General features: G+C 67.2%; 19 protein-coding genes. 7 read left to right on the top strand and 12 right to left on the bottom strand.

Annotated features, from left to right (window positions below; translation table 11 throughout):
- Window positions 1-27 precede the first annotated feature (27 nt).
- Both ACILR9_RS20350 and ACILR9_RS20345 read right to left on the bottom strand, forming a co-directional pair.
- The gene (locus tag ACILR9_RS20350; RefSeq protein WP_395711787.1) at window positions 28-1,206 is read right to left on the bottom strand and encodes an MFS transporter; all 1,179 of its coding nucleotides are present in this window, start codon (window positions 1,204-1,206) and stop codon (window positions 28-30) included.
- A gap of 309 nt (window positions 1,207-1,515) precedes the next feature.
- Window positions 1,516-2,475, bottom strand: coding sequence for an OmpA family protein (locus ACILR9_RS20345; RefSeq protein WP_395711786.1), 960 nt, complete (start codon window positions 2,473-2,475; stop codon window positions 1,516-1,518).
- A gap of 244 nt (window positions 2,476-2,719) precedes the next feature.
- Here ACILR9_RS20345 and ACILR9_RS20340 point away from each other — a divergent pair, with 244 nt between their 5' ends.
- Window positions 2,720-4,450 carry an IS1634 family transposase gene (locus tag ACILR9_RS20340; protein WP_395711785.1) on the top strand — a complete coding sequence of 577 codons (1,731 nt, stop codon included), beginning with the start codon at window positions 2,720-2,722 and terminating at the stop codon, window positions 4,448-4,450.
- Window positions 4,451-4,539: 89 nt separating this feature from the next.
- Here ACILR9_RS20340 and ACILR9_RS20335 read toward each other — a convergent pair whose 3' ends face one another.
- The 7 genes from ACILR9_RS20335 to ACILR9_RS20305 form a co-directional block, all read right to left on the bottom strand.
- Window positions 4,540-6,081, bottom strand: coding sequence for a hydantoinase/oxoprolinase N-terminal domain-containing protein (locus tag ACILR9_RS20335; protein WP_395711784.1), 1,542 nt, complete (start codon window positions 6,079-6,081; stop codon window positions 4,540-4,542).
- Window positions 6,078-7,175 carry a DUF917 domain-containing protein gene (locus tag ACILR9_RS20330; RefSeq protein WP_395711783.1) on the bottom strand — a complete coding sequence of 366 codons (1,098 nt, stop codon included), beginning with the start codon at window positions 7,173-7,175 and terminating at the stop codon, window positions 6,078-6,080. The genes ACILR9_RS20335 and ACILR9_RS20330 overlap by 4 nt, the downstream gene beginning before the upstream one ends.
- 50 nt (window positions 7,176-7,225) lie before the next feature.
- Window positions 7,226-8,230 (bottom strand): ABC transporter ATP-binding protein, encoded by a 1,005-nt coding sequence (locus tag ACILR9_RS20325; protein WP_395711782.1) that lies wholly within the window; start codon window positions 8,228-8,230, stop codon window positions 7,226-7,228.
- 21 nt (window positions 8,231-8,251) lie between these two features.
- Window positions 8,252-9,322, bottom strand: coding sequence for an ABC transporter ATP-binding protein (locus ACILR9_RS20320; RefSeq protein WP_395711781.1), 1,071 nt, complete (start codon window positions 9,320-9,322; stop codon window positions 8,252-8,254).
- Window positions 9,315-10,181, bottom strand: coding sequence for an ABC transporter permease (locus tag ACILR9_RS20315; protein ID WP_395711780.1), 867 nt, complete (start codon window positions 10,179-10,181; stop codon window positions 9,315-9,317). Before ACILR9_RS20315 ends, ACILR9_RS20320 begins: the two co-directional genes overlap by 8 nt.
- Window positions 10,181-11,227 (bottom strand): ABC transporter permease, encoded by a 1,047-nt coding sequence (locus ACILR9_RS20310; RefSeq protein WP_395711779.1) that lies wholly within the window; start codon window positions 11,225-11,227, stop codon window positions 10,181-10,183. Before ACILR9_RS20310 ends, ACILR9_RS20315 begins: the two co-directional genes overlap by 1 nt.
- Before the next feature lie 317 nt (window positions 11,228-11,544).
- The gene (locus tag ACILR9_RS20305; RefSeq protein WP_395711778.1) at window positions 11,545-13,149 is read right to left on the bottom strand and encodes an ABC transporter substrate-binding protein; all 1,605 of its coding nucleotides are present in this window, start codon (window positions 13,147-13,149) and stop codon (window positions 11,545-11,547) included.
- Window positions 13,150-13,302: 153 nt separating this feature from the next.
- Between ACILR9_RS20305 and ACILR9_RS20300 the strand changes: the two genes are divergently transcribed.
- The 5 genes from ACILR9_RS20300 to alr all read left to right on the top strand — a co-directional run bounded on the left by ACILR9_RS20300 (window position 13,303) and on the right by alr (window position 16,286).
- Window positions 13,303-13,479, top strand: coding sequence for a hypothetical protein (locus tag ACILR9_RS20300; RefSeq protein WP_395711777.1), 177 nt, complete (start codon window positions 13,303-13,305; stop codon window positions 13,477-13,479).
- A gap of 12 nt (window positions 13,480-13,491) precedes the next feature.
- Window positions 13,492-14,034 carry an SDR family oxidoreductase gene (locus ACILR9_RS20295; protein ID WP_395711776.1) on the top strand — a complete coding sequence of 181 codons (543 nt, stop codon included), beginning with the start codon at window positions 13,492-13,494 and terminating at the stop codon, window positions 14,032-14,034.
- A 55-nt stretch (window positions 14,035-14,089) separates the two neighbouring features.
- The gene (locus tag ACILR9_RS20290) at window positions 14,090-14,509 is read left to right on the top strand and encodes a carboxymuconolactone decarboxylase family protein (RefSeq protein WP_395711775.1); all 420 of its coding nucleotides are present in this window, start codon (window positions 14,090-14,092) and stop codon (window positions 14,507-14,509) included.
- Between the two features lie 11 nt (window positions 14,510-14,520).
- Window positions 14,521-14,949: an Ivy family c-type lysozyme inhibitor gene (locus tag ACILR9_RS20285; RefSeq protein ID WP_395711774.1), complete on the top strand. Its 429-nt coding sequence runs from the start codon at window positions 14,521-14,523 to the stop codon at window positions 14,947-14,949.
- Window positions 14,950-15,155: 206 nt separating this feature from the next.
- Window positions 15,156-16,286 carry an alanine racemase gene (alr, locus tag ACILR9_RS20280; protein ID WP_395711773.1) on the top strand — a complete coding sequence of 377 codons (1,131 nt, stop codon included), beginning with the start codon at window positions 15,156-15,158 and terminating at the stop codon, window positions 16,284-16,286.
- Window positions 16,287-16,336: 50 nt separating this feature from the next.
- Here alr and ACILR9_RS20275 read toward each other — a convergent pair whose 3' ends face one another.
- The 3 genes from ACILR9_RS20275 to ACILR9_RS20265 form a co-directional block, all read right to left on the bottom strand.
- Entirely contained in the window at window positions 16,337-17,404 is a 1,068-nt protein-coding gene (locus tag ACILR9_RS20275; protein WP_395711772.1) for a hypothetical protein, read from the bottom strand.
- A gap of 92 nt (window positions 17,405-17,496) precedes the next feature.
- Window positions 17,497-18,402 carry a hypothetical protein gene (locus ACILR9_RS20270; RefSeq protein ID WP_395711771.1) on the bottom strand — a complete coding sequence of 302 codons (906 nt, stop codon included), beginning with the start codon at window positions 18,400-18,402 and terminating at the stop codon, window positions 17,497-17,499.
- A complete protein-coding gene (locus tag ACILR9_RS20265) occupies window positions 18,399-20,318 on the bottom strand; it encodes a hypothetical protein (protein ID WP_395711770.1) in 1,920 nt (639 codons plus the stop codon). Before ACILR9_RS20265 ends, ACILR9_RS20270 begins: the two co-directional genes overlap by 4 nt.
- Before the next feature lie 213 nt (window positions 20,319-20,531).
- On the opposite strand from ACILR9_RS20265, the gene ACILR9_RS20260 reads away from it, so the two are divergent.
- Window positions 20,532-21,704, top strand: a complete 1,173-nt coding sequence (locus ACILR9_RS20260) for a patatin-like phospholipase family protein (RefSeq protein WP_395711769.1) — start codon at window positions 20,532-20,534, stop codon at window positions 21,702-21,704.
- The last annotated feature ends 154 nt before the right edge of the window (window positions 21,705-21,858 follow it).

The raw sequence follows: 21,858 nt of genomic DNA, 5'->3' as shown, positions 1-21,858 counted from the left end.
CGCGTGGCTCGGCGAAGCCGAACGCATCTAGATGGTCCGCCACATCGGCCGCGTCGCCGCCAGGGCCGCGAGGCCGATCAGCCCGGTCACCGCCGTCGCCGTCGGCGCGCCGATCTGGTCGGCGAGCCAACCCAGCCAGACGAAGCCGATCGGTCCGGTGCCAATGCATACCGAGAGGACGCCCAGGACGCGAGAGCGCATTTCGGTGGGCGCGGCGAGATAGACGATGGTCGCCTGCAGGGTGGCGAAGCCCGCGCCGGCAAGTCCCGTCAGCAGCAGGGCCAACCCGGCCGTCGTCGGCTCGGGCGCCAGGGCGAAGGCGATCACGCCGACCTGATAGGCCGCTACGCTGCCGACATAGACCGGCGCATGCCAGCGCTGGGTCAGCCAGAACGCCAGCGCGAGCGCGCCGAAGAAGGCGCCGACGCCGTCGACGCTGGTCAGGATGCCGATGCCTTCCGGGCCGAGCCCGTGCTGGTCGCGGCCGATCACCGGGATCATGCTGATGAAAGGCCAGCCGAGCACGTTGTAGATCACCGTGACGACCATGGTGGCGGCGAGCCGCCGGTCGGCGAACACGATGGCGAACCCTTCGAGCGTGCGTGCGAGCACCGCGCCGGCGCCCGGCGTCGCGGGCATGCGCGTGCGCACGGCGAGGGCGAGCGCGATGGCGGCAAGGTACATCGCGGCGTTCATCACGAACGTGCCGTCGATGCCGACCCCGACCAGCAGCAGGCCGCCCACCGTCGGGCCGACCATGCGGCTGGCGTTCAGGCCGCCGACGTCGAACGCCACGGCCGATGCCATGCGTTCGCGGCCGACGCTTTCCCCCATCAGGACGCGGCGCACCGGATTGTCGGTCACCCAGCCGAAGCCGTTGACCAGGCTGGCGAGGGCGAGCTGCCAGACCTCGAGCTCGCCAAGCCGGGCGGCGATCGCCAGCGCGATCGAGGTGATCGCCAGCACGCCGATCACGCCGGCGAGCGTCAGGCGACGGTCGAACCGCTCGGCAAACGCGCCCAGGAAGGCGCCGAACAGAGCCATCGGCAGCAGGCGCAGCATGGTGATCGAGGCGACGGCGAGAGCCGAGCCCGTCTGCTTGTAGACGACGACACCCATCACGACCGTTTCCATCCAGCGCACGGTCGTGACGATCAATCCCACCGACCAGAGTCGCCAGAAATCCGCCGGAAGAGAACGAAGCATGTGTCGGATCGACAGATCGGTACCAGGTCACGCACACGATCCATTGTCATCCGCGGCACGGCGTCAGACGGACCAGTCCGGCGATCTTAGAGCATGATCGGGCAGCGAGCACGCCCTGTCATCCTGAGCGCACCCCCGTCATCCTGAGCGCAGCGAAGGATCTCATCGCCGCTTCCAGGAGCGTACTTCGTGACTTCTGACGATGAGATCCTTCGCTGCGCTCAGGATGACAAAAAAGGGCGGCGGATGAGAGAAAAAGAGCGGCGCCCGAAGGCGCCGCCGGTCGTCACTTCCAAATCCAGAGACGATTTACTGCACGACGATCTCGACACGACGGTTCTGCGGCTCGCGCACGCCGTCGCCGGTCTGGACCAGCAGGCCCTGCTCGCCACGGCCAATCACCGCGATCGCCGTCGCCGGCACGCCTTCGCGCACCAGCGCATCCTTCACGGCGTTCGCCCGCCGCAACGACAGCGCCATGTTGTAGGCCTCGGTACCGGAGGTGTCGGTGTGGCCGGTCGCCGTGATGCGGGCATTGCCCTTGGACTTGAAGGCCTGCGCCGCCTGGCGGATCGTCGTCAGCGCCTGGTCGCTCAAGTTGGCGCGATCCCAGTCGAAGAAGACCATGAACGACGGCGGCGATGCGGGCGCCGCCGCCGGCGGCGGCATGGGAGCTGCGGCCGGCTGGGCAAACTTGTAGCTGAGCCCGAGCATGACCGTGATGTTGTTGTTCTGATAGCCCGGCGGCGCCGTCGTACCGTAGTAGCGGCCATCGAGATTGACGCGGAAGTTCTGGTCGATGTTCCAGCCGACGCCGATGATGCCCTGATAGGCGAACTGCGTGCTGCACAGCGAGCAGCCGTTGATGTAGGCATCGGCGAAGGCGATGCCGGCGCCGGCGCCGATGTACGGCGTGACGGTGGCTCCCGGTGCGAAATCGTACAGAAGATTGGCCATCACAGAGAGCTGCTCGATGCGGCCGTTCACGTTGCTGAAGATATTGCCGAAGTTCGCAGTACCCCTGCCGTTGTTGCTGCGGAACATGGTCTCGAGCTCGACGCGCGGACCGACGAAGTCGTAGCCAATCACGCCGCCCACGGCGTAACCGAGATCCATGTTGTAATTGTTGTTGTTAATGAGCCAGTTGAGACCGCCTTGCGCCCCGATATAGAAGCCGGGATTGGACGGTCCGCCTTCAAAGAGAGATTGCGACTGGGCTGCAGCGGGCACGACGAGCAGCGATGCAGCGACCAACAGGCCTTTGTTCATTGACATTCTCCGGAGTGAGCAATGCCTGTCGGAACGGCGTCCGGAGAACGGCGTTGCAGCGGCCGGCCGGAATGGCACCACGCTGTTGCACTAATCTGAAGTTCCGCGCGAATTTCGTCAGCGTCTAGAGCGAGAAGCATTGAATCCATCGGCCCTTGTGCCGGGTCGAGATGCTTGACGACGATGCAATTTGTAGTCACTAAAATTATTGACAAGAGAAGACTTTTGTGGCTTTCTGTCCGGCATGGCTGCCAGGGGAGGACCCGTCCACGTCGTCACCACGACGCGCCAGTACAAAGGCCGCGTCTACACCACTCATCTGCTGCGCCGCAGCTTTCGTGAGGGCGGCAAGGTCCGCAACGAGACACTCGGCAATCTCTCCCACCTGCCCGACACCTTGGTCGACATGATCCGCCGCGGCCTGCGTGGCGAAGAGTTCGTGCCCGCGGGCGAGCGCTTCGAGATCATCGCCTCGCGGCCGCACGGCGACGTCGCCGCCGTGCTGCGCGCCGTGCGCCGGCTCGACGTCGCGAGCCTGCTCAGCTCACGGCCATGTCGCGAAGCCGACCTGGTCGTGGCCATGATCGTGGCCCGCATCGTGGCGCCGCACACCAAGCTTGCGACGACACGCTGGTGGCGCAGCCGAACCCTGGCCGACGAGCTCGGCGTAGCCGATGCCGACGAGGACGATCTCTACCACGCCATGGACTGGCTGCTGGCGCGCCAGGACGCGATCGAGCGCAAGCTGGCGGCCCGCCACCTGGCATCGGGCGGCCTGGCGCTCTACGACCTGACGTCGAGCTACTTCGAAGGCAACCACTGCCCGCTGGCGGCACGCGGCTACAGCCGTGACGGCAAGAAGGGCAAGCTGCAGGTGAACTGGGGATTGCTGGCCGATCGGCGCGGCTGTCCGGTCGCGGTCTCGGTGTTCGAGGGCAATACCGCCGATCCGGCGACCTTCCTGCCGCAGGCCGACAAGCTGCGCCGGCAGTTCGGCCTCGAGCACATGGTGCTGGTCGGCGATCGCGGCATGATCTCGACGGCCTCGATCGAGCAGTTGCGCGCCGATCGCTTCGGTTGGATCACCGCGCTCAAGAGCGGCCAGATCCGCAGCCTGCTGAGCGACGGCGCGCTGCAGATGGACCTGTTCGACGAGCGCAACCTGTTCGAGCTGCAGCACCCCGACTTCCCAGGTGAGCGCCTCGTCGCCTGCCGCAATCCGGCACTCGCCAAGCGACGCGCCCACAAGCGCACCGCCCTGCTCGAAGCCACCACCGGCGAGCTCGACAAGGTCCGCGCCATGGTGGCGCGCGGCTCGCTGCACGGTGCTGCCACCATCGGCGTGCGCGTCGGCAAGGTGCTCAACAAGTACAAGGTCGCCAAGCACTTCGATCTCGCCATCGACGAGGCCGCCTTCGACTTCACGCTGCGTCACGACAAGGTCGCCGAGGAGGCCGCCCTCGATGGCCTCTACGTCATTCGCACCGCCGTCAAGCAGCGCCACATGAGCGCCGACGATGCCGTCCGCAACTACAAGGCTCTGACTGACCTGGAGCGGGCCTTCCGCTCGCTCAAGACTGTCGACCTCAAGGTCCGCCCGATCCACCATCGCCTCGAGGACCGCGTCCGGGCCCACATCTTCCTGTGCATGCTCGCCTACTACGTCGAGTGGCACATGCGCGAGGCGTGGCGTGAGCTGATGTTCGCCGACGAGGATCGCGACGCCAAGCGTAACCGCGATCCCGTCAGGCCGGCGCGCCGATCCGAGGCCGCACGCGTCAAGATCGCCTCACGCAAACGCCCCGACGGCACCGATCTTCATTGCTTCACCACGCTCCTCGAGGCCCTCGCCACCATCGTGCGCAACACATGCCGCGTTCCGGGCGGCGCCACCAACAACACCTTCGACGTCCTGACAACCCCCAACGCCCTCCAGCGGCGCGCATTGCAACTCATCGACAACGTCACCGCGTAGTCAGAAATCCAACCGCCAAAATCGCGCAAAGCATTGCTGCAACAGCAAATCTTGCTCTCTCGAAAACGGAACTTCAGACTAATGCAACATCATCTCGCCTCGATATCGCCCACGACGCGCACGCGCACCCGCAAGCTGTCGAATGGCAGGTAGCTCAACGGAATGTCTTCCTGGTCGACCACCGCGAGCGAGGCGCGCACGGCGCCTGCACGTACTGCACGCTCCGCCGCCATGGCGTGCGCGCGCGCCAGCGCCTCCTCGCGCTTCATGCTCTGGAAGACCTGGTCGACCTCGCCCGACACCTGGGCAATGGCGGCGCCGACCGCGTTGGCCACGCCCTGATGCGGCACGTGCACGATGCGACTGACGCCTTCCATGGACTCAGGCACGAGAAAGCAGCCACCACCGACGGCGATCAGCGGCACGTCGCCCGCTTCGGTCTTCATGCGATCCACCGACTCGGTCAGCATGGCGTGGCAGCGCGCCAAGGCGGCGGTGACAAACCCGTGATCGAGATGGGCGACGCGCTTGCGCTCGCCCAGATCGACGAGGCCCGCAGCAACCGCGATGTCGGTGCAGGTGAGATCGCTGCCGCCGAACACAAGGGCACGCTCGGTGAGCTGATACCCCGTGCTGACCGGGCCGATCTTCGCGGCGTCCGCCGGATCGACCAGCGTGCCGCCGCCGAGCCCGATCGACAGCAGGTCTGGCATGCGGAAGGCGGTGCGCACACCGCCCACCTCGACATTGCTGTTGGCCTCGCGCGGAAAGCCATGACGCAGGCAGCCGATATCGGACGTCGTGCCGCCGACATCGACCACCATGGCGTCGTCGAGGCCGGACAGGAACGCCGCGCCGCGCAGCGAGTTGGTCGGTCCTGAGGCAAAGCAGTGCACGGGGAAGCGTGTCGCCTGCTCGGCCAGGCTCACCGTGCCGTCATTCTGCGTGATGTAGAGCGGCGCGCGGATGCCCGACTCGGCAAGCGCGCGCACGAACCCATCCGCGGTCCGCTTCGCCAGCCCGACCAGCGCGGCGTTCAGCAGGGTCACGTTCTCGCGCGCCAGCAGGCCGATGCGCCCCAGCTCGTGCGAGCGGGTGATCGAGACGCCGGGCGCGACAGCCGACAGGATCTCGGCCGCCTCCAGTTCCGATTCGTCGTTGAGGGGTGAGAACACGGAGGCGACGCCGGCGGCTTCGACGCCCGAATCGCGGATCCTTGCCGCCGCCTCCTTCATGGCCTGGCGATCGAACGGCGCCAGTGGCCGGCCGTCGAGCTCGTGGCCGCCTTCGATCATGAAGGTCGGTCCCTGCACAAGTGCCCGCAAGTCCGCCGGCCAGTCGACGAACGGCGGCAGGGTCGCGGCGGCCGGCAGGCCGATGCGCACGGCGGCGACCTTGGCGACATGACGGCGCTGCACGACGGCGTTGGTGAAATGGGTCGTGCCGATCATCACGGCGTCGACCGTGTCGGGATCGGCCTTGCTTTCCGTCACCAGGCGCTTCAGCGCCGTCACGATGCCGTCGCCGACCTCGTGGGTCGTCGCGGTCTTGACGGCATGCAGGACCTTGTCGTCGTCGACCAGCACGGCATCCGTGTTGGTGCCGCCGACATCGATGCCCAGGCGGATCATCGCACGGCCTCCGGGAAGATGGTCTTGAAGTCGAGGTCGTAGCCGAAGGCGCGCGGGCCGACATGCTTCAGGCCCTTGGGCGACATCAGGATGGCGGGCGCCGGCAGGGCAATCACGCTGACGCGTTGGCCGTAGCGGATGGTCTCGGTGCCGATCGCCTCGCCCGACACGGTGTCCATCAGGCAGATCAGGTCGGGCACGGTGACGCGCACCTGGTCGTTCTGCCAGCCGACCGACCATTCGTTCTGAAAATCGACGCGGAACGTCTCGCCGCGATTCTCGTCGAGCCCGTCCATCGTCACGGTTCCGCGCAGCCAGCCTTCCGCCGCGCGGCGCAGCACGTCGGTGACCTTGCCGCGGAACACCAGCAGCCCGTGCTCGCTGTCGACCACAGCGGCGACCGGATCGGCATGGGCGCGCCGGGCGGCATGAACGGCGCGGCCGATGCGGATCGCCTTGGTGGCGGTGTGCAGGCAGGACGACTCCTTGGCGTCGCGGCCGGTGCGCGGCGCCTTGCAGGTCGCGGCGAGAGATCCCCAGGCGGTACAGACCTTGCGGGTCATGCTCTCCATCCAGGTCCAGTCGACCGCCTCGGTGAGCAGCACGCTGTTGTTGCGGATGTCGATCATGGTCCACGGATAGGCCGGCAGATCGCGAATTGCGAAGGTCGTCATGTCGGCACGCGGAAAAGCGCGACCCATGGCGTCGCAGTCGACCACCGGCAGGCCGAGCAAGGAGCCCGCGAGAAAAGGCTGGAAGCCGTTGTTGCCGCCGACCTCCCACATCATGATCGCCTTGAACTTCCGGCCGAGGTGTTTCTCCATCATGGTGATGGTGCGCGCGATCAGCGGGCCGTCGACCATCTTCTCCTGCATGGCGATCGGCGCCCCCATCTGGCCGATGCAGGCGATTGGATCGTCATCGTCGAGCGCGAGCGGATCGATCAGCTCGACCGACTTGCCGGCGCCCCAATGCTGGCGCGCCTCGAGCAACGAGAAATAGGGATCGCCGCCGCCGCCGGTGCCGAGGATCCAGGCGCCGGTGGCGAAGGCTTCCAGATCGTCGAGGGTGATCCGGTGCGGAGGATTGGGCATCGGGCGAAGTCCTTTGGAACGAGGCGAGGTGATGATCATGCGACGTGACGTCAGGCGAAGTGGCAGGCGGCTTCATGCGCCGGGCCGAGCAGGCGTGGTGTCGGATCCTCGCTGGCGCAGCGCGGCGCGGCCATCGGGCAGCGATTGCGGAAGCGGCAACCCGAGGGGATGGCGAGCGGATTGGGGGGCTCGCCTTCGAGCCATGCCTCCTCGATCACGCGCCGGCCGCCCGGGACCGGCACGGCGGCGAGCAGCGAGCGCGTATAGGGATGGCGCGGATTGCCGAAGATCTCGGCCGTCGGCCCCATCTCGACGATGCGGCCGAGATACATCACGGCAACGCGCGTGCACACGCTGCGCACCACGGCGAGGTCGTGCGAGATGAACAGCAGGGTGAGGTGGTACTGCTGCCACAGCGCCAGCAGCAGCTTGAGGATGGTGGCCTGGACCGAGACGTCGAGGCCCGAGGTCGGCTCGTCGAGGATCAGCAGCTTGGGATGCAACGCGAGCACGCGCGCCAGGCCGACGCGGCGCTGTTGGCCGCCCGAGACCTCGTGCGGATAGAGCGGCAGATGATCCTCGCGCAACCCAACCGACGCCAGGGTCTCGCGCACCCGCGCATTGCGCTCGGGGCGGGTAAGCCTGGTATGGATCACCAGCGCCTCGTCGAGCGAGCGCGCGATGGTCCAGCGCGGATCGAGCGCGGCGCCGGCATCCTGGTAGACGTACTGCAGGCGGGCACGCACGGCGCGCAGCGCCGGCCTGGCCAGGCCATGGATCGGCGTGCCCTCGAAATGCACCGTGCCGTCGTCGGCGCGCAGCACGCCGATCAGGGTCTTGCCGAGCGTGGACTTGCCGCAGCCTGATTCGCCCACGATGCCCAGGATCTCGCCGGTCTCGACCGTGAGATCGACACCATCGAGCGCGCGCACCGAGCGCCCGTCCTTGAGCACGAAGCGATGGGCGAGGCCACGGACGTCGAGGAGCGGATTTCCTCCTCCCCAGCTTCGCTGGGGAGGTGTCGCGTCGGACGCGACGGAGGGGTCACGAGTCATGGTACCGCTGTCTCTTGTGACTCATGACCCTTCCGCCCCGTAAGACGGGGCACCTCCCCAGCGAAGCTGGGCAAGAGGCTGAGCCACCGGATGATAGCACCGCACCTTGTGATCGCCGCCGACCGTGGGCGGGCGCGTCGTGCGGCAGGGCGCGGAAGCGTGCTCGCAGCGCGGGTTGAAGCGGCAGCCGGCGGGCGGCGCGATCAGGCTCGGGATCTCGCCCGGGATGTCCTGGGCGACACCGTCGGCGCGCGGCAGGCTTTGCAGCAGCTTGGCGGTGTAGGGATGGCGCGGCGCCGCGAAGAACGCCTCGTTGGGCGCGACCTCGACCTCCTGGCCGGCATACATGACGACGACACGGTCGCAAATTTCCCAGGCCGTGCCGAGATCGTGGGTGGTGAACAGCACCGACACGCCGCGGCGCTTCACCTCGCGATGGAGCAGGCGCAGGATCTGCGCCTGGATGGTGACGTCGAGGGCGGTGGTCGGCTCGTCGGCGATGATCAGCTCGGGCTGCGGCAGCAGCGCCATGGCGATGACGATGCGCTGGCGCTGGCCGCCCGACAGCTCGTGCGGCAGCTTGCTCAGCACCTGCGCCGGCTCGGGAATCTGCACCGATTCCAGCATGTCGAGGATGGCCTGGCGATCCTGCGCTTTGCGCTGGGCCGGATAGGGCGCCAGCAACGTTGGCCAGCCGCGGCCCGGCTTGTCAGGCGCAACAGGCGACTTCCACTGCATCAGGTCGGTCATCTGCTGGCCGATCGTGAACAGCGGGTTGAGCGAGCCGAACGGATCCTGCGGGATGAAGGCGATGCGCCGGCTGCGAATGCGGCGCCCGACCTCCACCGATGAGAGGTCGAGCAGGTTCTGGCCGGCGAACAGGATCGTACCGGTCACCACTTCCGACGCCGGTGCCGGCAGCACACCCAGGATGGCACGCGCCAGCGTGGACTTGCCGCAGCCCGACTCGCCCACCAGGCCGACCACCTCGCCCTGTCCGATGGCGAGCGACACGCCGTCGAGGGCGCGCACCACGCCGCGCTCGGTGTGATAGTTGACCTCGAGATCGCGCACCGACAGGAGGTCAGTCACGCGGCCTCCCGGCGCGGCGCATGCGCGGGTCGAGCACGTCGCGCAGGCCGTCGCCCAGCATGTTGAAGCCGATCACCACCAGGAAGATGGCGATGCCGGGGGCCGCCGCATACCACCAGGCGTCGGGCAGGTACTCGCGGCTCTCGGCGATGGTGCGGCCCCATTCCGGCGTCGGCGGCGGCGCGCCGAGGCCGAGAAAGCCCAGGGCTGCCGCCGTCAGGATGGTGAAGCCAAGACCCAGCGTGATGCGCACGATGATCGGCGAGATGATGTTGGGCAGCACGTGCAGCCACACCACGCGCGCCGGCGAGGCGCCGAGCGCCACCGTCGCCTCGATGAAGGTCTCGTTGCGCACCGAGCGCGTCTCGGCATAGACGAGCCGCGTGAACCACGGCCAGAAGGTGGCCGACAGCGCCAGGATGACGTTGGGAAGGCTCGGCCCCAGGGTCTGGGCGATGGCAATCGCCAGGATGATCTGCGGCACGGCGAGAAAGATGTCGGTAAGCCGCATGATCGCCGTGGAGAGCGCGCCGTCGCTGAAACCCGCGACCAGGCCGAGCGGCACGCCGATCAGCACGGCGGCGCCGACGGCGATCAGCGCGATGACGATGGTGACGCGGGCGCCATAGAGCAGGCGGCTGAAGATGTCGCCGCCCAGGCGGTCGGTGCCCAGGAGATACTCGCCGCCCGGCGGGCGCAGGCGATGGGCCGGATTGAACTCGGTGACGGCATCCGGATGGGTCGCCAGCCAGGGCGCGAACAGGGCACTGGCGATCAGCAGGAGCACGATCAGCAGGCCGACGAGGGCCAGCCGGTCCTCCACCAGCTTGCGCAGGACGAGCATGGTCTCGCTGCCCATCAGCCGGTCCCGCGCGGATCGATCAGGCGGTGCAGGATATCGACCGACAGATTGATCACGATGTAGATGAGAGCCACCCACACCGTGACGCCGAGCACGGCGTTGTAGTCGGACATCACGATCGAGTTCACCGCGTAGTAGCCGAGCCCCGGCCAGTCGAACACGGCCTCGACGACCACGGCGCCGCCCAGCAGGGCGCCCGAGATCAGGCCGATCTGCGTCACCGTCGAGGTCAGCGCGTTGCGCAGCATGTATTTCCACACGATCAGCGCTTCGGGCAGGCCGAGCGCGCGGGCGTAATGCACGAACGGCTTGTTCAACGTGTCGAGCATGCCGGCGCGGGTGAAGCGCACGATGGTGGCCATGGCCGGCAGCGCCAGCGTCACGGCGGGCAGGGCGAGATGGGCGGAGGCCGTCCCGAAGGTGGCGATGTCGCCGGCCAGCAGGGCGTCGACGAGGTAAAGACGCGTGAGCGGCGGCGGTGCGGCAAGGTCGGGCGGCAGGCGGCCGCCGAGCGGCAGCCAGCCGAGCTCCATGGCGAAGTAGAGCTGCAGGATGATGGCGAACCAGAAGCTCGCGATCGCGAGACTCGACATGGTGACGACACGGACGGCGTGATCGAGCCACGAATTGCGATGCAGCGCGGATACCACGCCGATCGGCACGCCGAGCCCGACGGTGATCACCATGGCCGCCAGCGCGAGCTCGATGGTAGCGGGCAGGCGGCCCATCAGGTCGGCCGAGATCTGCCGCGACGTGAACAGGCTCTTGCCGAGATCGCCCTGCAGCAGGCGCAGATAGTAATCGCCGAGCTGCACCAGCACGGGGCGATCGAACCCCAGCTGCTGGCGCAGCGCCTCGATCTGCTCACGGGTCGCGCGCTCGCCCGCCATCAGCGCGGCAGGATCGGCGGGTATGATGTGGCTGATCAGGAAGGTGACCGCGACCACGCCCGCCACCGTCGCCACGCTCCAGGCCAACCGGCGCAACGCGAAGGCCCAGACGCTTTGGCCTTTCCACAGGGCGAGGAGGCTGCCGGGCTTCATGACGCCATCCAACCGCTCGCTTCGAAAGCGCGACGATCATTCGATGAGAGCGCGATCATGTTCTTCGATCACCTTCCCCGCTTACGCGGTGCATTCGCATTTGGGCGCGTTCTTCATTCTCCTCCCCAGCTTCGCTGGGGAGGTGTCCGCGTAATCGCGGACGGAGGGGTCATGAGCATCGCGATTGTGACTCATGACCCCTCCGTCGCCGAAGACGGCGACACCTCCCCAGCGAAGCTGGGGAGGAGAATGAATGGCGGCGCGTGATATGCGAATGCCCTGCCCGACTACGGGGGAGGCAGAGAGTCTCGGCGCTCTCACCCCATGTTCACCCAACGGAAATCCTGCCCGTTGCCGACCGGGCAGAAACGCACGTTCTGAACACGCTTGGCGAACGGCCCGTACCATTTGGTGTTGTAGATGAACACGCTCGCCGCCTCGTCGACGACGATGCGCGCCGCTTCCTGGTAGGCGGCGTCGCGCACGCTCTGGTCGTTGGAGGTGAAGGCCTTGTCGATCAGCTCGTCGACCTTGGCATTCTTGTACCACGAGCCGGTCTTCCAGTTGCCCCAGTTCTTGCTGTTGTACATCTCGCCCACCCAGTTGTGCGGGTCGGCGTAGAGCGTCGAGATCCAGTTGGTCCAGATGTCGGGCGTCGTCTCGTTGCTGCGCGTCTTGCCCGACAGGGTGGGCCAGGTCTCGGCGATGATCTTGCTCTCGATGCCGAGCTTGCGCAGGCCGGCCTGCATGAGCTGGCCTGCCTGCTCGCTCTGCGACAGGCCGGTCAAGGTGTGAATCTCGAGCGGCCGGTCGATCTTGACCTGCGCCTTGGCCAGCTCCGCCTTGGCCTTGTCGATGTCGAAGTCCCAGCCCTTCACGTCCTTGGGATAGCCCCACAGGTTGGCCGGCACCGGCGCCGGATTGCGCACCGCGGTGTCCTTCAGGATGTCGGTGATGAAGGCCTTGTAGTCGAACGCCATGCTGATCGCGCGGCGCACGTGCACATCGTTGAGCGGGGCGCGCTGGTTGTTGAGATGCAGGATGAACAGCCGCATCGAGGGCTGCTCGAGGATCTGCACCGTGTTGGCCTTGCGCAGGCGATCGAGCGCGTCGGCCGGCAGGAAGCCGTCGAGCGCATGATAGTCGCCCTTGATCAGGCCGAGCACCTGGCTCGACTGCTCGCGCACGGTGCGCAGGTCGATGCGGTCGACGTGCTTGCCTGGCCAGCCCATGAAGTGATCGGCATTGCGCGTGCCGGTGACGCCGACCGCGGGATCATGCTTCTCGAGCTTGTAGGAGCCGGAGCCGGCGACGTTGCTCGACAGCCAAGCCTGGCCCCAATCGTTGTCCTTGGTGTTGGCCTTCAGCACCTTGGCGTTGACGATGTGCAACTCGGGGATCGTCGACATGAACGTCGCCGACGGCCTGGTCAGCGTGAACTCGACCGTGCCGGCGTCGATCGCCTTGGTCGAGCCGGGCTTGACCACCGGCGTGAACAGGACAGCCGAGCCCTTGTTGATGCCGATCACGCGCTCGATCGAATAGACGACATCGTCGGCGGTGACCGGGCTGCCGTCGTGGAACTTGGCGCCGGCCCTGAGCTTGAAGCGATAGACCAGGCCATCCGGCGACACGGTGTGGCTCTCGGCGAGCCACGGCGTCAGCTTGGGCGGGTTGTCGAGCCAGCGATAGAGGCCGTCGTAGAAATTGAGCCGCGTCGCCACGCGGCTGTAATCGAACACCGTATGCGGATCGAGCGTGTCGAACTCGACCGGATTGGCAAACACGATGGTCGACGGCGTCTGCGCCGAGCCACTCGTTGAACCGACTGTCGCCGAGGCCGCACCGACGGCTGCACCCGCCTTGAGCAGGTCGCGCCGCGTCAGTCCCGGTTCGCGACTGAATTCAGACTTGTCGAGCATGATCACCCCTCCGCATTCCCTGCGAAAGCCTATCCTGCAATTGCCGTTCCAACAATGAACGCGGCAGCGAGGACATGCGTCGCGCGCAAGGCAGGGTGCGCATCGCCGCGTCGATGCCGCAGCGCCACGAACCCATTTCCTGCACGCAAGGGCATGCACTACTTTTCCAGCACTCGCCAATTCGTCTATGCGAAGAGCTTCCATGCCCTCGACGTGCTGGTCATCGTTGCCGGGGCACTGGTGTTGGGCGATCCGCTCACTCAGGACGCCGATGCGGTCGATCGGATGATCGACGTCAATGTACGGGCGCCCTATCACGCCGCCGTCTAGGCGGCGCGGCGCATGAACCGCGACGGCCGCATCATCGTCATCGGCTCGATCAACGCCGACCGCATGCCGTTCGCCGCCGGCGCCGCCTATGCGCTGACCAAGTCGGCGATGCAGGGCATGGTGCGCGGGCTCGCGCGCGACTTCGGCGAACGCGGCATCACGGTGAACAGCGTGCAGCCCGGCCCGACCGACGCCGGCATGAACCCGGCCGACGGGTCGATGGCCGACCTGATGCACGGCTTCATGGCGATCAAGCGCCACATCCGGCCCGACGAGATCGCCGAGCTAGCTCACCGCCTTCCTCGCCGGCCCGCACGGCGCGATGAACACCGGCTCGATGTCACCGATAAGACGCGATATCGAGCCGAATTTCTAAGACTTGGTCTCGATTTAGTCGAATGGGAAGAATTGGAGACTTTGGACAAGATAACGAAGCGCAAATGGAATCTGCTAATTCCCCATAATAATACTTCTGGAATGGATGATTGGGCAGCGCGGGGCGTAATCCTGGACCCTTCCCGGCCTTCGCCCCGCAATTGGCGATCCCTTGGCTAGCCCGAATGATTTGGGGCACTATCGACGCCATGATCGGCAAGGAGTCGGGGAGCGAATGGCCGGGGACGATCTGATCGACGCTGCGAAACAAGCGGGGGTCGCGAGCTTCGAGGCGACCTTCGGGCGCGTGCCCGACAATTTCAGGCTGCTGGCCGAGCATGCACCGGGAGCCTTTGCCGGCTATGGCCTGATCCGCAGCACGATCATGCGCGACAGGGCAGCCGGCGGCGCGCTCGACCTCAAGACCAAGGAATTGATCTTCGCGCTTCTCGATACGCTGATCGGCCAGAAGAACGGGGCGAAGAACCACGCCGCCGCCGCGCTGCGGCTCGGCCTGACCTTGCCCGAGCTCGCCGAGGGGCTGGTGCAGGTCGTGATGGCGGGCGGCATCACGACCTGGAACGAGACCGGCGCCGACGTCATGCGACATTGCGTCGAGCTGGCCGCCGCAACACCCGCGGCCGCCGAAAGCTGAGGGGCGAGGCCATGCGAAAGACCGATCGCTGGCAGCGAAGACACGTCTCGATCGCGACGGTCGCGGTGCTCGGCTTGCTGCTCTCGCCCTGGCGAGTTTGGGCGCAGACTGCGCCCTACCTGTTCGATCTCCTGAAGCGGCCAGCCTTCCGCAACTCGTTCGACGCCCTGTTCGCCAACGAGCGCAATGTCGATGAGTGGATCATCGTCTTCCGGAAGACCGGCAACGGCGTCTGCGGCCCGTCGAAGCGAGTGCAGACCGGCAGCGCGACCTACCTGGCGGCCGATGTGTGCAAGCCGCGCGATTGCGGCGACAACCATCTGCAGGTCCTGTTCAGCGAGAACGGCAGTCGGGCGACCGCGCTGCTGCGATCGCCGCAGGGGCAGCGCTGGTTCGGGGTGCCGGGACCGCAGGAGCGCGCCCTGCTCCAGCAGCAGTAGAGCCATCCCCTGCAGACCGTTCGCGCATGGCATGCTCTTGGACCGCGGGCGTCTCGCCCGCTCAAGCGCTTCAGCGGGCGTCTCGCCCGCGGTCCGCATGAGCATGATCCCTCTGCCGCCATAGGACGGCGACACTTCAGGCTTTCGGCCGACTCTTACCGGACGCGCTGACTCCGGCGCGTCTGCAGCAACAACGGGTGACCCGCATGCGACCTGAGCTTCTTCCTTCCCTTCGTCCCAACCGGCTCGTCTGCGATCTGGCGGCCATCGCCGGCAATCTGCGGCTGGTGCGCCAGAAGCTCCGACCCGGCACCAAAATATTCGCCGCGCTCAAGGGCGACGCCTACGGCTTCGGCCTGCAGCAGGTCGCCGCCGTCCTTGCCGCCGACGGCGTCGACGGTATCGCGGTCGCCGACCAGGCTGACGCGATCGCCTTGCGCGACCACGGAATCCGGACTCCGATCCTGCTCTATGCCGGCCATCTCGCCAGCCGCGAGACGGTGCAGGCAACCCTCGACCACGACCTGATTCCGACCCTGGTCGATGCCGACGAAGCCGCCGCATATGCCCGGCTCGCGACGCGCCCCCTCGACGTCTTCGTCAAGGTCGATGTCGGCCTCGAACGGATTGGCGTGCCGGCCGAGCAGGCCGCCGATTTCGTCGCCCATGTCCGCAGCCTGCCGAACCTGCGGGTGACCGGCCTCTACACCCATCTGCAGGTGCCGGCGAACGTGACCGATGAGTTCCTGCGCTGGCAGGCCGGCCGCTTCGATGCCGTCGTCGCGGCATTGGCCAGGACGGGCGCCCCGATGCCCTTGCGCATGCTGGCCTCCAGCGCCTCGCTGGTGCTGCTGCCCGGCATCGAATACGACGCGGTCGATCCAGGCGGCCTGCTGTTCGGATCCCGGGGCGCCGCGGCAGCGCGCATCGATTTCGGCGTGTGTCCGGCTCTGGACGCCATCACCAGCCGCATCCTCCAGGTGAAGGCGGCGATATCGCCTTCCTATCCCGACCAGATGCCCTTTCCGTCGACTCCCGGAATGCGCCTTGCCGTGCTGCCGCTCGGCACGCGCGACGGTCTGCCCCGGTTCAATGCCGGCCGGGTGCTGATCCGCGGCCGCTCCGCGCCCATCCTCGGAGCGATCTCGATCGAGCATGTCCGGGTCGATGTCTCGGGCATCCCGGACGCCGCGCCGGGCGACGAGGTGGTCATCGTCGGACGTCAGGGCGACGCCGAGATCGCGTTCAGCGAGGTCATGACGCGATGCGGGCACCGCCGCCTCGCCGACCTTGCCATGGCGGTGGCACCGACCATCCCGCGAGTCGGCGCGCGCTGAGGGTTGCGATCGCAGCCCGTTGCGGGTCGTCGCGACGGGGCGAAGGCTCGTTACCTGTTCTGATCCCTCGGATTGCGCTCGGCTGCCAGCTGGCGCAATTGCCCGTCGAGCTTCTCGAGCACCGCATCGGCCTGGGCGGTTCCCTCGAGCCATAGCTTGTGCTCGCTCGACAGTTGGTCGGCGACGGCGTCGGTGAAGGCGACCACGGCTTGCGATTCACCTGCGCGAAGACGACTAGCAATGTCGTCGACTCGCTCGGCCAGCCGGTCGAGGGCGACGACCGCCTTCTCGTAGCGCTCTGCATTGGCGCGATCGCGCAGCAACGCCTCGCGATTGGTGGCATAGGCGGCCAGCGCGGCTCCCACGGTTCCGGCCAGGACGAGCCACAGAGCATACTCGGATTGACTGGCGACGATGGCGCCGCTGCCACCGACGAAGGCGAGCGCCACCGCGAGGCCGCTCAGCTGGCTGGTGCGCACGGACGATGTGCGATGCCGCGCGGCTCGGCCGACCATCCAGAGTCTCTGGTCGTTCAGCAGGTGAGTCATGACGAGCGCCAGCGCGTACAAGGCGACGCGCGGGCCGGCATCGGCAGCCCGCCGCGCCGCCTCCCTGAAGACGTCGAGGCGGGCGAGCTCGGCCTCGCCACGTTCGGCAAGCCATCGTCCCGCTCGCGCCTGATCGCGGGCGATGTGATTGTAATAGGCTCCAACTGCTCCCAGGGCGATGATGCCAAGCCCCAGGGCATAGAGTTGAGGCGCGCTTTTCGGCGCCAGTGAGGTTGTGAGCAGCACCAGGGCGCTCACGATCCCGGCTCCCAGAAGGCAAAGATTGGCGATCGTGGCCTCCCGCTTCAGCTTGGCCTGCTGATCGATCGCCTCGGCGTTGTGACGAAGGTAGCTCTCGATTCGTAACGCGACCGGCATAAGTTGCAGGATCGCCGAGAACTCGGGACATGGCGTCGAGAGCTGGGGTACCACGGCCGGGATCCGTTCGACGCCGGTCTCCTTGCCGGTAGCGACCGCCGCCGCGCAATCCGCGTACGCCGGCAAGGTGGACGCGCCAACCGCAGCAGCGGCAGGCTGCGCCAGAATCGGGTTATTCTCCTGATCAGGCATGTCGAGCCTCTCCCTGCGCAAATCTCAAGCGCCGCTGCGCAAACCCAACCGATCGCTACGTCCTCTGACTCAGGGCGAGCTTCGCACGATGCTCAGCCTGTCCCGCACTGTACAGTCCCGCCATAAGCGTCGGTATAGCGCCGCTCGGTCGCCGTCGCCGTTGCGAGCGCCTGCTGCCGATCGATCCGGCTGGGCGGCTGGCCGCGGTTGGCCGCCCAGCGCGCCAGGTCGGACCGCTTGCGCGCCAGGCAGGCGACGCGGGCATCGTTGACCTGCAGGAAATCCATGGCCGATCCGCCGCGCTGCGCCGTCGCCGGGCCGGCGGCCGAGGCGCCGATCGGCGCGAGCGCAACCGCCTTCTGCCGACCAGCCTGATATCCCGCAAGCTGGGCATCGAAGTCGGCATCGCCGGCGTGCTCGTCGAGGACAGCCCTCACCCGGTCCGGCTGCGTGCTGTTGTCCTGAGGCTTCAGCAAACGCCATGCCTCCGACGATGCCGCGATCGTGGCAAGCGGATTGGCCATGGCAAGATAGGCGCAGTCGCGCTGCGGCGGCGTCTTGAGCTGCGCGCAGGCTTCGTTGCCGCGACCTTGCGCCTCGTTCAGCAAGGCCGCCGCGCCGCCTCCCGGCGTTCCGGCGCCTGCGCGGGCCTCCTCGACGACGGCGAAATGGGCCGACGACGCGGCGAGGCGATAAAACGCGATCCGCGTCTCGACATCCGACTGTGGGACGTTCTGCGCCGCCTTCAGCGCTTCGCGCGAGACGTTGACGAAGGCAGGGCCGAGATTGGCGCCTGGCGGGACGATCATCGAATCGCCTGAGGCGTTCATCGTCGTGCGTCGGGCGGCTTCGGCCCGGCTGGCATCCACCGTCAGCCCTTCGTACGACGCCGACAGATCGTCCAGGGTTCGCGCGGCGCACCCCGCAATCAGGAAAGCGACCAGCACACACCACAGTGCCGTGCGACGGCCGCGATCGCATTCCCGGCCGGGCATCATTGGCCCACTCCCTCGAGCAGCTGCGCGACCGGCGCGGTGGCCGGGATTTTCCTGGCGAGGACCTGAAGGCCGATACGGGCGAACAACGGCGGCAGGTTGCCGGGCAGGAGCAGCCCGTCCGGACTTGCCGCCTCCTTGGCAAGCGTCCGGAGGATTGTCAGCAGCTCGGCAATCTGGGCCGGTGCAGCGACGCGCGCAGCAAGGATGTTCAAGCCTTCGACCAGCAGCTCGGACAGCACCGCGCCGCTCAGCACCGGCGGCTTGCCAGCCTCGAGAAGCTCGCCGGCATTGAGCAGGACGCCGCGAATGAACTCGATGCCGACGCCGCTCGCAGCCCCGGCATCGAGCTGAAAGAGACGACCGGGATTGCGCGCGGCGGCCTCGGCGGCGGCAGATGCAACCAGCAGCCAGCCCTTGGCCGTCAGCAGCTCGGCGCCCTGTGCGGCCATTGCGGCGGCGACCGTCGACACGACCGCGCTGACTTCCAGTCCCGCGCCGCCGCCAACCACAAGCTGCGGCGACGCGGCGATCTCTCTCAGCACCACGGTGACCAGCTCGACAGCCTGCCCCGGCGACGCCAGACGCTGCAGCAGCAGAGGGTCGCCCTCGCGCAGGGCCGGCTGCAGGGCGTCGATGACCCGGCCAACCACATCGCGCGCCACGCCGTTCCAGCCGTTGCCGCGCAGCACGAGAGGCAGCGAGTCGTTCACGACCTCCAGGGTCGTCGAGGCGAGCTCCAGCAACAGGGCGCGGTTGACGCCGGCGGGCACGGACGTGAGCTTGCCCGCCACCTGCTTCACCAGCTCACGCAGGATCTGCTCGTGAACGGCCGGAGTGCCGGCCGGAACGACGAGTTCCGGACGGGCGGCAATCACACCGATGGCGGCTGACCAGAAGCGGATCCAGGTGTCGCGCAGCAGCAGATCCTGGCCGGTCAGCTTCGCCGCCTCGTCGAGCAGCGAGTCGGCCAGCGCGCCGACCAGTTGCCCTGCATTCGATCCGCCGGCGCCGCCGATGATCCTGCCGAGGAAGTAGCCGCGATCCTGAGCCACGGCCCGGATCGCACCGGCCGCCATGCCCGGCAGCCACTGGTCGCGAATCGTCTCCCACCTGAGCAAGGCACCCAGCTGCGCACCCGCCGGCGCGGTCGACCATGCCTTCTCGAAGCCGTCTTTCAGCGGGCGAATCGCTGCCGCCAGCAGCGGCTGCAGATGCTCCTGCCGGATCACGATGCCTGGATTGTCGGCCAGCGTCGCCAGGCCAGTACGAAAGACGGTCACGAGAAGCGACTGGGCGAAGTTCGCATTGATCCATCGATCGCCTTGCCATTGGTCCGGATCATTGAGGTCGGGCAGCAGCGCCCGGCTTCGCTCGGCGAGGGCGGCGACCGTCTCGAGCAGCGGCTGGCTGGTCCCGGTTGGCCCCAGCAACGCGGGCGAGGCTTCGCCGAAATCCAGCGCCACGTCGGCAAGGGCCAGGGCAAGTCGGAGCCACGGTGGCGGCGGACCGTCGCCCTCCCATTGCCGGACCAGGAAGGCGACCGACCGGGCGGGCTCGAAGGGCGTGGCCGATGGCGGGCTCGTGCACACCTGCAGCCAGGCAGCGACGATCGCCCGCTCGTTCTCGATGCCGTCCCGGAGGTCGTTGGAATCGCCATCCCAATACGCCGCAAACGTGCCGCCCTGGGCGACCCAGATCTTGTTCTCGGGCTGGCGGAAGAAGGCGGTCGCCTTCTCCGTCGGGGTCAGCTCCACCGCACCGAGAAGCGGCAGCGAGGCGGGCCGATCCCGGACGTACTGCTCATAGGCATCGCGCGACGCGCGCCCGAGCTTGATCAACCCCTGGACACCAAAGACCAGTAGCGCAGGCGTGAAGATCATTTCAGGGAAGGTGACCGGATCGACGGGGCAATTCAAGGAAGGCCGCGATCCGCGCCCCCTCCCCAACTGCATATCTTGCGAACAGGTTTCGAGCACCCGGCTGGAGCGCGAAGTCGCTTATAATCTTCAGTGCCTGTCATGCGAGCGGCGGGCGCAACCGGGCGACCCGGGCCATCAGGACGTCACGGCAGGCCGCCGCTCTTCGACGATCGAAGCTACGGAAAGATCGAGCTACGGGGGGAGCACGCCATGACGAGCAAGGTGCTGGAGCGCATGACCGCGCCGGGTCCGAAGAAGATCCTCGCCTGCGACGGGGGCGGGATCCTGGGGCTGATGAGCGTCGAGATCCTGGCCAAGCTGGAGGCGGATCTGCGTGCCCGGCACGGCAGGCCCGACCTGGTGCTGGCCGACTATTTCGACTTCGTGTGCGGCACGAGCACCGGCGCGATCATCGCGACCTGCATAGCGATCGGCATGTCGACAGCGCAGATCCGTGATTTCTACGTCAAGAGCGGACCGCTGATGTTCGAGCAATCGTCGATCTGGAAGCGCCTGCACTACAGCTATGTCGACGAGCCCCTGGCCGCGATCCTGCGCCAGGAGATCAATCGCACGCTCGGTTATGCCGCGGCCGATCCGCCAGCCGTGCTGGGGAATGACAGGGTGCGCACTCTCCTCATGATGGTGATGCGCAACCATTCGACCGACTCACCGTGGCCGGTCTCCAACAATCCGCGCGCCCGCTATAACGAGCGTGGCCGCAAGGATTGCAATCTGGATCTTCCCCTGTGGCAGCTCGTCCGCGCCAGCACCGCCGCGCCGACCTACTTCCCGCCCGAAGTCATCGTGTTCGCCCCCGGCACGGAGCGGGAATACTCGTTCGTGTTCGTCGACGGCGGCGTAACGACCTACAACAACCCGGCCTTTCTCGCCTTCCAGCTGGCCACCGCCCAACCCTACGCCGTCAACTGGAAGACCGGCATCGACGATCTCCTGATCGTGTCGATCGGAACCGGGCAGGCGCCGCGCGCCCGCCCCGGCCTGCGCCCAGGCGATCTGTCGCTGCTCGATCACGCCAAGAGCATTCCGTCGGCCTTGATGAACGCCGCATCGGCCGGCCAGGACATGTCGTGCCGGATCTTCGGCGCGTGCCGTTTCGGCGCCCCCATCGACCGGGAATTCGGCGCCGGACTGGTGACCGCTGGCGGGCCGTCGAACTGGACCGGCCCCAAGCTCTTCACCTACGTACGCTACGACCCCGACGTCACCCGGGAAGGCTTGGCGGCGCTCGGCCTGCCGCATATCGTGCCGGAGAACGTTCAGGTCATGGACTCTGTCAAGTTCATCGCCGATATCAGGAGCGTCGGCGAGCAGTATGCCGCGAAGCATGTGACCCCGGACCATTTCTCGAATTTCTCGTGAGCATGGTGCGCGCGACAAAAGCCGTGTCATCCCGAGCGCAGCGAGGGACCTTTCCTGCTGCCTCGAAAGTCGCTCGCGACGCTCGGGATGACAACGTCGCCGGACGCACTCATCTCGTGAAATGAAGCGCTTGATTCACCACACGCTCTTACGG

Origin of the sequence: Reyranella sp., assembly GCF_044224635.1 — a bacterium.
GTDB lineage: Bacteria > Pseudomonadota > Alphaproteobacteria > Reyranellales > Reyranellaceae > Reyranella.
Note: the sequence above shows the minus strand (reverse complement) of the source record. Positions and strands in the feature narration are given on the sequence as shown.